Raw genomic sequence first — 12,688 nt, 5'->3', positions numbered from 1 at the left:
TATGTTAAATATAGCATAATTACTTTTATTATACTTTATGCCACATAGTCTTATGAGAGCCTCTTTTGTTTTTAAAACGATTGCCTTCAGGTGAGCAGCACTGCCACGATGCCGGTGAGGAAGATGCCGTCGAAGGTGCCTGCGCCGCCGATGGAGGCAACCGGGGTTCCGAGTCTGGAGATATCTTTCATGTGCATCAGATCGGCTCCGATGATCACACCCAGTGTGCCGGTGATGTAGGCCAGTGGTGCGGCATATTCACCGCCGAATGTGATGGCGATGATAGCGGCGGTGACCGGGGCGACGAGCGGCATCATCCCGATACCGATACCGGGGACAGGACGGCTGGCCAGATAGCAGATGATCGAGCAGAGGCCAGTTGCCAGTAGAAGTGCAGAGGTCGGAATCGGGAATCGATGAATCAGGCTGGCAGAGAAGACCAGAGGAATCAGACAGCCGCCAACATTCACGGCAATCAGCGTTTTTCCTTCAAACGGTATCGGAATATGCAGAAGCCCTTGCGGTGTATTTATTTTAACCTCGACCTTTGGCATCTCTGCCTTGATGGAGAGCAGCGGCAGATTCAGCAGGCTTCCCATCAGTGAGAAGAGCAGAAGCAGCATGCCCTGATCGGCTGAGAGGCCGAGTTTTGCAAAGACCAGTGATACCAGTTCCATCTGTACCACGACCAGCAGCAGTGAGATAAGCAGGATGAGCACCAGCAGGCGAGAGGGGGAGAATGAGCTGCGCATACTGCTATTGTAACATAAATGATTACCTGTGCAGTCGCGCTCCTGTCAGATGAGGATCAGGGTCGGGTTATTTCCATGTAGCTATCAAGCGGAAAATGGCAGACCGGGCAATCACTTTCAGGTAATTCAGCGACAGTAGTGCCGCAATTTCTGTTCACATAATAGCGACTCTGGTTTGCGCCGAAGCTGGCCAGAAGTTTGTTGAACAGGCGGGAGGTTCGACTCTTCACCTTCTCGATCAACTTGCGGTGATGTTTCTCTGCGTGCCAGGCAAATTGAACATATTCAATCGCCTGCGTATGTCTCTCAGGGGTGATGCGAGATATATATCTGGGGTATTGATTGCTGATCTCTGCAAGTTCTGTGGTTGAGGCATAATTCAGATTCTCATCGGTTGAAGCCGCTTTGATGGATGAGAGGTCAATGGTGGCAGTTTTGGCACCCAGCGTTTCAATCAGCTCTTTAAAATGGTCGGCATGAATAGCTTCAGAGATCGCGATGGCTTTGAACAGATGGGCAATATTGGCATAACCCTCTGCACTGGCCCTATCCGCAAAGAGCTGAAAACGGTGGGCGGCCCGGACTTCAATGCCGTAGAGCATCTGCATGACAGCGAGGGTTTCACGGTACTGTTTGCCTGGGTTTTCTGCGGCCTGAACAAGGAGCGTGTTGCCGGTCAGGGCAAGTAGTAGCGCTGCGATGAACATCCTGCATGCAGCGGTGCGGTGCATGATCTCTTCCATAGACAGGCTATTATACAGTATAGAGTGGCCAAGGATAGCAGCCTACAGCGTGCCGATGTTTACGCTTTCAGATTCTCCAGACAATCAAGGGCTGCCAGTTTGTAACATTCGGCCAGTGTCGGATAGTTGAATACGTTGCTGACCAGATCATGCACCGTACCGTTAAAATGCATGAGCATCTGACCGGTATGGATGAGTTCACTGGCATGCTCGCCGACAATATGTACACCGATCAGCTTGTGTGATTTTTCATCAACGATCAGTTTCACCAGTCCGTTGCTATCGCCGATAATTTGGCCGCGGGCGCTCTCTTTGAAATGGCCGCGTCCAACCACGTAATCGATGCTCTCTTTGTTGGCCTCTTTCTCGGTCTTGCCGACCCAGGAGATCTCGGGGATGGCATAAATTGCCATCGGAAGATGCTCAGGCATGGCGTGGGTTTTTCCAGCGAAGGCGTGCAGTACGGCAGCGCGCCCCTGTTCCATGCCGGTCGATGCCAGTGACGGCCAGCCGATAAGATCACCGACGGCATAGATGCTTGGAAGACTGGTTTGGAAATCCTCATTGACGGTAATCCAGCCCTGATCGAGTTCAATGCCAACCTTCGGGGTATTCAGGCTCTGCGAGTTCGGTTCACGGCCAAGAGCATATAAAACGGCTTCGGAATAGAGTCTTTTTCCCGACTCCAGCAATGTGAGGGTGCGCCCCTCCTCAATGCTGACTGCGGCAACGCGCTCCTGCATATGAAATTCCACGCCCATGTTTTCAAAGGATTCGGCCAGCACGCCAACCACATCTTCACTCAGATAAGCCAGCAGCTGTTCGTGTGAATCTACGACGGTGACCTCGACACCGAGGGCTGCGAAGATCGATACGAATTCACAGGCGATGACACCGCCACCGACTACCAGCAGACTTTTTGGAAGTTTTTTCAGGTTGAGAATCGAGGTGGAATCAAGCACGGTTTTTTTATCGAACGGGATGTGTGAGGGGCGACGTGGCCTTGAGCCTGTGGCCAGCAGAATGATTTCGGCGGAGAGCCTTTTTGAGCCCCCGTTGCTGTCGATAATTTCCAGGGTGTGTGCATCCACAAGCGAGGCCTCACCCGGAATCAGAGCAACGCCTGATTTAAGCAGCCGTTTTACAATCACCGACTCCTGCTGGGTGATGACCATATTCTTGCGCCGCACCGCCTCAGCCATAACGCCGTAACGGGCTGTACGGGATGCTTCACGCATGCCCTGCGCACCTGTTCTGGAGGCGAGATAGGCTGCCTCTCGCAACGCTTTACTGGGAATTGTGCCGGTCTGGACGCCTGCGCCGCCGATACTCGGTTTGCGCTCGATAATCGCTGCTTTCTTGCCCATGCGGGCAGCCTGCCATGCGGCATGCTGCCCGGCAGGGCCGGATCCAACGATCAGGATGTCATAGTCCATGGTGCTCTCCTGTCTGGCAGTGGTTCAGCGCTATTAAATGTGGAAACACCCCCGGTGTTTATTCCATAGGTTGGAACTCCGAAGGGTGCTGCTGGGCCATATGCTCGTAGGTAGCCCAGCGCAGATCGGCCGACTCCTGAGCCAGCCCCATCAGACGCTCAGCCTCTTCCGGATGACTGCGCTGAAGCAGTTTGTAGCGCATCTCGGTGTAGGCGTAATCGCGCACCTTCATGGTTGGTGTTGGTGAATCCAGAACGAATGGGCGCTTGCCAGCCTGACGCAGCATGGGATTGTAACGAATCAGCGGCCAGTAACCTGAGGCAACTGCCATATCCTGCTGATTCAGCCCCTGCGTCATGTCGATGCCGTGCGCAATACAGTGGCTGTAGGCCAGGATGATGGATGGGCCGGGATAATCTTCCGCCTCACGCATCGCCAGCAGTGTCTGCTGCGGGTTTGCACCCATAGCAACACGAGCAACATAGACATTGCCGTAGGAGATCGCCTGCAGTGCCAGATCCTTCTTGCCGACCGGTTTGCCTGCAGATGCAAACTTCGCAGTGGCACCGATAGGTGTCGACTTGGAAGCCTGACCACCGGTATTGGAGTAGACCTCGGTATCGAGCACCAATACATTGATATTGCGACCCGAAGCCAGCGCATGATCCAGTCCGGCAGAGCCGATATCGTAAGCCCAGCCATCACCACCAACCAGCCAGACACTGCGGCGAACCAGATGGTTGACCACGGTCAGCAGATTCTTGGCGCGAGGATCATCAATACCTTCAAGTACCAGTTTCAGCTTCTCAACGCGTTCGCGCTGCTGGGTGATGCCGGAGCCGATGCCCTGATCGGCATTGATGATCTCATCAATGAACGAAGCATCGAAATACTGACTCAACCCCTGAAGCTGCTGTTTGGCCATGTGGGTGTGCTGATCGGCAGCAATACGCATGCCCAGACCGAACTCGGCATTATCTTCGAACAGCGAGTTAGACCATGCAGGGCCGCGACCATCCTTGTTCTTTGTCCACGGTGTGGCGGGCAGATTGCCGCCATAGATTGACGAGCAGCCGGTGGCATTGGCGACCAGAAGACGAGGCCCGAAGAGCTGGGTCAGCAGTCGTACATATGGTGTTTCACCACAGCCGGAACATGCGCCGGAGAACTCAAACAGGGGCTCGAGGAACTGGGCGCCGCGCACCGATGAGTAGTCGATGGTGCCGCGATCGTTGTAAGGAATGGTTTCAAAGAATTCCACATCCTTGATGCCCTGCTCCAGCATTGGTGCTTTGGCGGTCATGTTGATCGCTTTGCGTGTTTTCGTTTCATCGGTCAGATCAAAGGCAGGGCATGCATGCACGCACATTTCACAGCCGGTACAATCCTCCTGATAAATCTCAAGCGTATAGCGGGTTTCCGGGAAACCGCGTGCCGATACCGGCGCGGAGGGGAAACCCTCATGGGCATTGTCCAGATGATCCTCGTGATAGAACTTGGCACGGATCACACTGTGCGGACATACAAACGAGCAGTTACCGCACTGGATGCAGACATCAGGCTCCCACTTGGGCACGAAGTCGGAGATGTTGCGCTTCTCCCACTGGGCGGAGCCTGAAGGGTAGGTGCCATCCACCGGAATCATGGATACCGGAAGATCATCACCTTTGCCCGCCAGCATCGGCGCAATCACATTCTGGATAAACTCAGGTGCCTGTGCAGGAACCATCAGATCCATAGCTCGCTGGCTGGAGGCTGTGGCTGGCGTCTCCACCTTGTGCAGGTGATCAAGAGCTGCATCCACCGCTTTAAAGTTCTGTTCAACCACATTCATGCCTTTACGGGCATAGGTCTTCTCAATGGCAACCTTAATCTGGGCAATCGCTTCATCACGCGGCAATACACCGGAGAGGGCGAAGAAACAGGTCTGCATGATGGTGTTGATGCGGCGACCCATGCCTGCATTGCGGGCTACAGTAGAGGCATCGATGACATAGAAATCGATACTCTTGTCGATGATGGCCTGCTGCACTGGTTCCGGCAGCTCATCCCAGATCTTCTCTGCAGGTGTCGGGCTGTTGAGCAGGAAGACTGCGTTCTGTGCCGCTTTATCGAGCATATCCACCTGCGTGATGAAGGTGGCCTTATGGCAGGCGATAAAGTTAGCCGAATCAACAAGATAGGGCGCGCGAATCAGATCGGCACCAAAGCGCAGATGTGAAACGGTCTGTGAGCCAGCCTTCTTGGAGTCGTAAACGAAATAACCCTGACAGTTCAGCGGGGTGTTCTCACCGATAATTTTTATGCTGTTCTTGTTCGCAGAGACGGTACCGTCAGAGCCCAGTCCGAAGAAGAGGGCACGGGTCACATTGGCAGGTTCGATATTGTAGCTCTTGTCATAGGTGAGACTGGTGTGGGTCACATCATCGTTGATACCGATAGTGAAGCCATTTTTCGGTGTCTCTTTAGTCAGCTCCTCAAACACAGCTTTGACCATGGCAGGTGTGAACTCTTTAGAGGAGAGGCCGTAACGGCCACCAACCACCCGTGGCAGTGCAGCCAATTCACCGATCATCACCGACTCGGAAAGTGATGCCATCACATCCTGATAGAGCGGTTCACCATAGGCGCCCGGCTCTTTGGTGCGATCAAGCACGGCGATCTTTTTGACTGTTGCAGGCAGCGCCGCAATCAGGTGCTGGCGGGAGAATGGACGGAACAGGCGCACATTAATCACGCCAAGTTTGGCACCCTGGCCGTTGAGAACTTTAACAGTCTCTTCAACCGTTTCAGTACCTGAGCCCATGATAATAATCACATGCTCTGCATCATCTGCACCGAAGTAGTCAAACAGGTGATACTGGCGACCGGTTAGTCCGGCCAGCTGATCCATTGTATCCTGCACGATGCCCGGCACTGCATTATAAAACGAGTTGGAGCTTTCACGGCCCTGGAAATAGACATCCGGGTTCTGTGCTGTACCGCGAATAAATGGATTGTCCGGATTCAGAGCACGGCGGCGATGGGCGAAAACCAGCTCATCATCAATCATCGCTCTGATCTGATCATCAGAGATCAGACTGATTTTATTGATCTCGTGCGAGGTGCGGAAGCCGTCGAAGAAGTTCATGAACGGCACGCGTGCTTTGAGTGTGGCGGCATGTGCGATCAGGGCGGCATCGTGTGCTTCCTGCACGGAGGCAGATGAGAGTGCGGCGAAACCGGTGGAGCGGGCTGCCATCACATCCTGATGGTCGCCGAAGATCGAGAGTGCCTGCGTAGCCAGTGAGCGGGCTGCGATATGGAATACGGTTGAGGTCAACTCACCGGCAATCTTGTACATGTTGGGGATCATCAGCAGCAGACCCTGGGATGCGGTAAAGGTGGTGGTCAGGGCACCTGTCTGCAGTGCGCCATGTGCGGTACCGGCAGCGCCACCCTCAGACTGCAGCTCAATAACTTCCGGAACCTGGCCCCAGATGTTTTCCTGACCCTTGGCAGCCCACTCGTCGCACAATTCGGACATGTCGGAAGAGGGGGTGATCGGATAGATCGAGCAGACTTCATTGACCCGGTAGGCGATATGAGCAACAGCAGTGCCGCCATCGCAAGTGATCTGTTTGGCTTTATTCTTCTCAGTCATCGTGTCGTTACCCACCCTTATTCCTGACCTGTGCTTGTAGTCTCTTCCTTGACCATCTCAATGGCGTGGCATGGGCACTGCTCAAAACAGGAGGCGCAGCCGGTGCATTTGTCGTAGTCATACATGTAGCGTTTGCCTTTGCCCAGCTTGATGATCGCATCTTCCGGGCAGGAGCCGTAACAGCCATCACATTCAAAGCAGTTGCCGCAAGAGAGGCAGCGCTTGGCTTCAAACAGCGCCTCTTTTTCACTATATCCCTGCAGAATTTCCTGGAAACCACCAAGACGCTGTTCAGGTGAAAGCTCACCCTGTGAACGTTTGGATGCTTCAGTGCTGTACCAGAGCTGAAGTTTGTCATGTTCGACAATCGGGTGTTTGGCAGCTGGTTCATACACGTCGCCACGCAGCCATGCATCGATATAACGGGCCGCTTTTTTACCATGCCCTGTAGCAATGGTGACAGACCGCTCACTTGGTACCATGTCACCACCGGCGAACACACCTTCGGCACCGGTCATCATGTTCGGGCCAACAACTACCGTGCCGTCCCAGTTGAACTCAATACCTTCAACCTTTTTCAGGAAACCGGTATCGGTGTCCTGACCTACAGCCATAATCAGGGCATCGGTCTCCAGTGTTTCTGTTTTACCGGTTGGTTGCGGGCGACCATTCTCATCCAGCTCCATCACCTCAACGGTCATCGTGGTGCAGTCGATCTCTTTGATGGTGCGCAGCCAGTTGATTTTCACACCCTCTTCAATCGCTTCATCGGCCTCGAAATCGTGCGCAGGCATGCTGGCACGGTCACGACGATAGATGATTACCGCCTCTTCAGCACCGAGGCGTTTGGCGGTACGTGCCGCATCCATGGCTGTGTTACCACCGCCATAAACCGCGACCCTGCGACCCAGCTGCAGATCTTCGCCATGCTCCACGCTTTTCAGGAAGCTGACCGCATCCATCATCTTGCGGGCATCTCTGCTTGGGATTTCAATGTTTTTGCTCAGGTGGGCACCAACAGCAACGAATACAGCATCAAAATCGCCCTCAGCCTTGGCTGCTTCAATATCATCAACACGGCAATCGAGAACGATCTTCGCGCCCATATCCACGACACGTTGGATCTCCTGATTGAGCTCCTTGCGTGGCATGCGGTAGGCCGGAATACCGAAATGGATCATGCCGCCGGCAAATGGACCCGCTTCACGGATCTCCACTGCATGGCCGAGACGAATCAGATGGTAGGCAGCGGAGAGGCCGGATGGGCCCGCACCGATAATCAGTACACGTTTACCACCTGCAGGTGCGGTAAATTCAGGTTTCCACCCCTTCTCCATCGCCAGATCGCCAAGAAAGCGCTCAACGGCATGAATGCTTACCGTGTCATCTGTGTAGTTGCGATTACATGCGGTTTCACACGGGTGGTAACAGACACGTCCGTGAATGGCCGGGAAGGGGTTGTTTTCCAGCAGTTTCTGCCAGGCGGCCTCATACTCACCCGCCTGTGCCAGTGCCAGCCAGGCCTGAATATCTTCGCCTGCCGGGCAGGCGTGATTACATGGGGGCAGAAAATCCATATATACCGGTATGCGTGAGCGGTGAGCACCGGTGCCGGTATCATGTTTGGTCAGGTCAAGACTGCCTGTCATGTATTTATTAGAACTCATAGGGCTACTTCTCTCAGTCAGAAATATTCGTCCAGCTATAAAGCGGGAAACTATAATCTAAAATGTTGCAGTTGAGTACTCACAGTTGCTCGTTTTTCTCTTCCGCTTGGGTGAACGGGAGTCCGGCCTCCTGCCAATCCGACCAGTCGCCCTGCAGATGAAAAACATTGCTGAATCCCGCCTCAATCAGATTGGCCTCAACCATGGAGGCGCGCATACCGGTAAGGCAGTAGACCACGACAGTTTTTCCCTTAAAAGCAGTGATTTCATGCATGCGAGAGTCAATGTCACGGTGGTCGATATTCATCGCATCAGCGATATAACCATGCGCATATTCGCCAGGGGTACGCACATCCAGAATCAGAATTTTCTCACCCGCAGAGATCTTCTTTAGCAGCTGCTGCTGGGTGATGCTGCCAGCCCCGCTATCAAAGGAGCATGCTGCGAGCAGGCTGAGGATAATTGTTAGTAGAACAAACAGGCGCGGTTTCATCGTGGTCATCCTTGATCCTAAATATAACTTTCATTCAACCTTAACATGGCAACCATAACTTTTCCCCACTATGGAATACAGATTTGGGGGATAGATATGGAACTTCTGATTGCCGGATTGATCATCTTCATTGGCATGCACCTGATACCCACCAGCCCTTCACTGAGAAATTCACTTCTCAACAAGCTGGGTGAGAAGGGTTATAAGGCTGTTTTTGCACTGATTTCGCTGGCCGGCATGGCGCTGATTGTGATGGGTAAGGGCGATGCTGATTTTGTCGAGATCTATGAGCCACCAGCTTGGGCTATGCATGTGACAGGTCTGTTGATGCTGTTTGCTCTGGTGGCGATGGTCTCATTTATCATTAAATCGAGACTCAGGAAATTCACGCCACACCCAATGCTCTGGGGTGTATCCTTCTGGGCGACGGGTCACCTGTTTGCCAATGGCGATCTGGCATCACTGCTGCTGTTCGGCAGCTTTCTACTCTACTCTCAGTTAACCATCGTTACTGCCAATCGACGCGGTGCCCGGGTGAGTGATGAGAAGATCACACTGATGCAGGATGGTATTGCTCTGGTAGTAGCAGCACTGGCCTATTTCGGTCTGATGATGTTCCATGCCAGCTTTACCGGCATCTCTTTGATGGCTTAAACCGTTTCAGGGTTAGATGTTGCTTGTAGCTGTTGTTCATACTGGTCAGCCATGTTTTTCCATGAGCGTTGTGTGAGATCGAGCAGTTGCGGCTTGGCCTGCAGTTCAATAATTTTCTCGGCCATCGCAGCTGCCTCCCGCTCAGGCTCTTCCGGATATGAATCGCTCAGGCAGCTGGTTGGAATATATTCCGGATAGGCAAGCCTGTTGGGGGCAACCGGAGTGCAGCCGCAGGCGATTGCCTCCTGCATAGCTAACCCCTGAAAGTCGTGCAGAGCGGTGGAGAAGACGATCTCTGATTGCTGCAATGTTTGCAGGTAGTCATGCCGATTCTCGATATAACCCCAACTGAGAATCTGCGCCTTGAACTCCTTATGCATATTATCGAAGGCTTCCGGCCATCTGCGGAAACGCTGGCCGAGCAGATGAATCCTGAAATCCAACCCTCTGCGCACGAGCTCTTTTAACACCAGATAGAGTCGATCCGGCCCTTTGTCGTACTCCCAGCGGTGATTCCAGACCAGCGTCACTGACTCATCAGGCCTGCCTGCCTTCTGCCTGAAACAGATATCATCAACAGGGACAGGGAGTTCACTGCTTTTAACCTCCAGCGCTGTGATCACAGAGAGTGGTGCGTGATCGGGCATCTTTTTCAGCAGTGCTTTTGCACCCTGCAAAAATGTCTCGCGATTATAGGCTGAGTTGAAGAGCAGGCGATCTGCCGCCATGGCACTATAGATCGAGGTGATCTGCGCTTCGACACTGCTATGGGCATGGCCCGATTCGGGGTAAGAAAACTGGTTTTCGTGAAAATAGAGCAGGGTGGGGATGGCTGCCAGATTCGGCTGCAGTCCCTTCAAGGTGGCCAGATCAACCATGGAGGTGGCGATGATCAGGTCGAATGTTTGCTGCAAAACATCCTGCTGTTCGGCAACCCAGGAGAGGGCATTACCACGGATACGCCATGAAAAAAACCTGTCCGGCAGTGTTAACACTGTCCACTGGTGTTGCCACAGGTTGGCAACAAGGCCTAACCGCCACTGCCGGTGGCTGGCGGCATCATAAGCGGAGAGCAGCAGGATACGCATGCAGCCATCCTGAATGATGAAGAGCTGCCTTCAAAGTTATAATAAGCGAGCTGGCTCGGAAGGGTTGGGCTAGTGAAGGTCGCCTCCATATTAGTTACTCAGCAGCAATCAATGCGACAAATCGATCCAGATGTTTTTTTAAGCGTAATCCACGCGGTGGATTTGGCCCTTTGGGATAAATCCCGGCAGTCAGACTAAGCTCCTGTTCGTTGATTTTGGTAATTTCAATCGTATAAAAAAAGCCCCAGTGAAACCAGCTGGCTCGGGGCTGATCAAAGATGAAACGCGTTGATTCATCGGAGACGGCCATCAATTTTATGCCAGCCTCATCTAAACGCTTTGGCATCTCTTCCTCAAAGCTGTTGTGATTCTTTGGAATAGAGATCTTTTCGACGAGCAGAGGAACGATCTCATCGGGAGTCAATGCGACCTCCTGTTTTTTGGATTGTCGCCATAGCATCAATCCGACAATCAGTGCTACAACAAGCCAGGGCCAGAAGTTATCCATGTTTAATCCTCACATCACACCTTCCATTTATTGAAGAATAGTCATGGCATCGCCCTCAGTTGTTCGTTTGAATACCTTGTCGTTATCCCAATGAACTTCCATGAGTCGGTGCTGATCATTGAGCCAATAGGTTGCCTGAGTCGAACCGGTTTCAATGAATTTATGTAGATTCTGATTGGTTGTATCTCTTCCCGTATAACGGATGATGATATTCTTCTTTAGATGTAGCTCCAGTGTTTCGATGAGATTCAAAGACCTGCTGAACCCTGTCTCAAAAGGCATCTTTTCAACCAGCGAAAAGAGCAGAAAATCGGTGGTGGTTGTGGAGGGAATTGCGACATCTACGGCATCTTCCTGCCCTTTCACCAGAATGCCTTCTTGGGTGTTTGATTCTCCAGTCACCCGGAAACCGACTTTCCTTTTCATGAGCTTTGTAGTTTTCTTCATGCCAAATTCAGTAACCTCAATGTCAAGCCACTCAGGGGTTAAGGTATCATCTTCGCGGGATTGAGTAGTCACCGTATAGAGTTGTCGATCACCGTCTATCTCGCCCACCAGTAGTTCTTGGGTGAATTCTATGAGCATGGGTTGTTCTCGGTTGCGTTTTTGTTTGGCATGAAAGAACCCTTTGGTCACCCCCGCAACATGAAAGGAGAACCACTGCTCTTCTTCGCCTTGCCTGACTGCCGGTTTCACACTGGCTTTTCCCATGCCAAAGGAGATATTTCGCAGTCCATTGAGCGCAACCTCCTGTTCCAGCTCTGGTATCAACGTTGTGTGGCTGGTGATCAAGCTGCCGTTACTGCTTACAGTCACCAGCACCTTTGTCCCCTCCTGCGGATAGTAATAGATGGTGCCTCCCACTCCGGTATCCTGCCAGGCGTGATCAACGGAATAACAGGTGCCGGTAAAGGTTTCGGGAGTATCCATACTCAGGGCTCGTTCCAACCTGAATGTTACGCGTTTCCGGGTGGCGCGTTTGCTCTCCTCCACAATCTCGATTTTTTCAACAACGGCAATGGCCTTAATCTTGGAAGCACGGGCCGCCTCGTCATAATGCTTCGCAGGCATAACCGCATGGGAGGGCGTAACTACAGCGCATTGAAGTATCGCAATGCATGCGAGATAAAGGAGGGTGGAAAATAACTTATTATTGTGAAGGTTCATACTTTTCTCCTTTCTCTTGAGTAATGGAACCTCGCACCGCAAGGGCATCAAACTCATAGGTCACATCAAGCTCTCTTGGATACATTTTCATCTTACCGGAGACGAAATCAAAACTGGCAGCCTGCTCTTCATTTCCATCACGCGACCAGGCATAGCGCCTCTTTCCTTCAACGGGTGGAAGGTAGCCCAAGGTATAGAGCGGCATTGGTTTTGCACTCCGGTATTCATAGACGACCTGCCCTGCCCCTTCCCGAAAGATGCGCTTATACTCATCAACAGACGGCAATCGCCAGTCGGAGTAACCACCGGTCTTCTTGTTATTGAGATGCGAAATCCAGCTTTTGGCAAAGAACAGGGTGAGGGCGTCAGGGCCACCAAAGCGCTCGCGAAAAGATCGGCAACTCTGTTTATGCCACACCAGACCGGTTGTAAGATCAATCCAGGCCACATCATCAGAAGCTTGAACTGAAGGAATGTTCTGACAGCAGTAGACCGATGCTAATAACATAAGTGATACAGTGAGCCATGCCTGCGCAC

At 52.5% G+C, this 12,688-nt stretch carries 11 protein-coding genes; 1 reads left to right on the top strand and 10 read right to left on the bottom strand.

Annotated elements, in window-relative coordinates; genetic code table 11:
• Window positions 1-86: 86 nt before the first annotated feature.
• The 6 genes from F3F96_RS04770 to F3F96_RS04745 form a co-directional block, all read right to left on the bottom strand.
• A complete protein-coding gene (locus tag F3F96_RS04770) occupies window positions 87-752 on the bottom strand; it encodes a DUF1614 domain-containing protein (RefSeq protein ID WP_176962092.1) in 666 nt (221 codons plus the stop codon).
• A 56-nt stretch (window positions 753-808) separates the two neighbouring features.
• Window positions 809-1,495, bottom strand: a complete 687-nt coding sequence (locus tag F3F96_RS04765; protein WP_176962091.1) for a rubrerythrin family protein — start codon at window positions 1,493-1,495, stop codon at window positions 809-811.
• Between the two features lie 59 nt (window positions 1,496-1,554).
• Window positions 1,555-2,931 (bottom strand): Si-specific NAD(P)(+) transhydrogenase, encoded by a 1,377-nt coding sequence (gene sthA / locus F3F96_RS04760; protein WP_176962090.1) that lies wholly within the window; start codon window positions 2,929-2,931, stop codon window positions 1,555-1,557.
• Window positions 2,932-2,989: 58 nt separating this feature from the next.
• Window positions 2,990-6,574 (bottom strand): pyruvate:ferredoxin (flavodoxin) oxidoreductase, encoded by a 3,585-nt coding sequence (nifJ, locus tag F3F96_RS04755; RefSeq protein ID WP_176962089.1) that lies wholly within the window; start codon window positions 6,572-6,574, stop codon window positions 2,990-2,992.
• A 17-nt stretch (window positions 6,575-6,591) separates the two neighbouring features.
• Entirely contained in the window at window positions 6,592-8,241 is a 1,650-nt protein-coding gene (locus tag F3F96_RS04750; protein WP_176962088.1) for an NAD(P)-binding protein, read from the bottom strand.
• Window positions 8,242-8,320: 79 nt separating this feature from the next.
• The gene (locus tag F3F96_RS04745; protein ID WP_176962087.1) at window positions 8,321-8,734 is read right to left on the bottom strand and encodes a rhodanese-like domain-containing protein; all 414 of its coding nucleotides are present in this window, start codon (window positions 8,732-8,734) and stop codon (window positions 8,321-8,323) included.
• A gap of 96 nt (window positions 8,735-8,830) precedes the next feature.
• On the opposite strand from F3F96_RS04745, the gene F3F96_RS04740 reads away from it, so the two are divergent.
• Window positions 8,831-9,388, top strand: coding sequence for an NnrU family protein (locus F3F96_RS04740; RefSeq protein ID WP_176962086.1), 558 nt, complete (start codon window positions 8,831-8,833; stop codon window positions 9,386-9,388).
• Here the strand turns inward: F3F96_RS04740 and F3F96_RS04735 are convergent.
• The 4 genes from F3F96_RS04735 to F3F96_RS04720 form a co-directional block, all read right to left on the bottom strand.
• Window positions 9,385-10,476: a DUF3524 domain-containing protein gene (locus F3F96_RS04735; protein WP_176962085.1), complete on the bottom strand. Its 1,092-nt coding sequence runs from the start codon at window positions 10,474-10,476 to the stop codon at window positions 9,385-9,387. The two genes, F3F96_RS04740 and F3F96_RS04735, sit on opposite strands and share 4 nt — an antisense overlap.
• A 94-nt stretch (window positions 10,477-10,570) precedes the next feature.
• Window positions 10,571-10,984, bottom strand: a complete 414-nt coding sequence (locus tag F3F96_RS04730) for a hypothetical protein (RefSeq protein ID WP_176962084.1) — start codon at window positions 10,982-10,984, stop codon at window positions 10,571-10,573.
• 27 nt (window positions 10,985-11,011) lie between these two features.
• A complete protein-coding gene (locus F3F96_RS04725; RefSeq protein WP_176962083.1) occupies window positions 11,012-12,151 on the bottom strand; it encodes a hypothetical protein in 1,140 nt (379 codons plus the stop codon).
• A complete protein-coding gene (locus tag F3F96_RS04720) occupies window positions 12,135-12,659 on the bottom strand; it encodes a DUF1566 domain-containing protein (protein WP_176962082.1) in 525 nt (174 codons plus the stop codon). Before F3F96_RS04720 ends, F3F96_RS04725 begins: the two co-directional genes overlap by 17 nt.
• Window positions 12,660-12,688: the final 29 nt, after the last annotated feature.

The sequence above is a fragment of the Mariprofundus sp. NF genome (assembly GCF_013387455.1).
Lineage (GTDB): Bacteria > Pseudomonadota > Zetaproteobacteria > Mariprofundales > Mariprofundaceae > Mariprofundus.
Note: the sequence above shows the minus strand (reverse complement) of the source record. Positions and strands in the feature narration are given on the sequence as shown.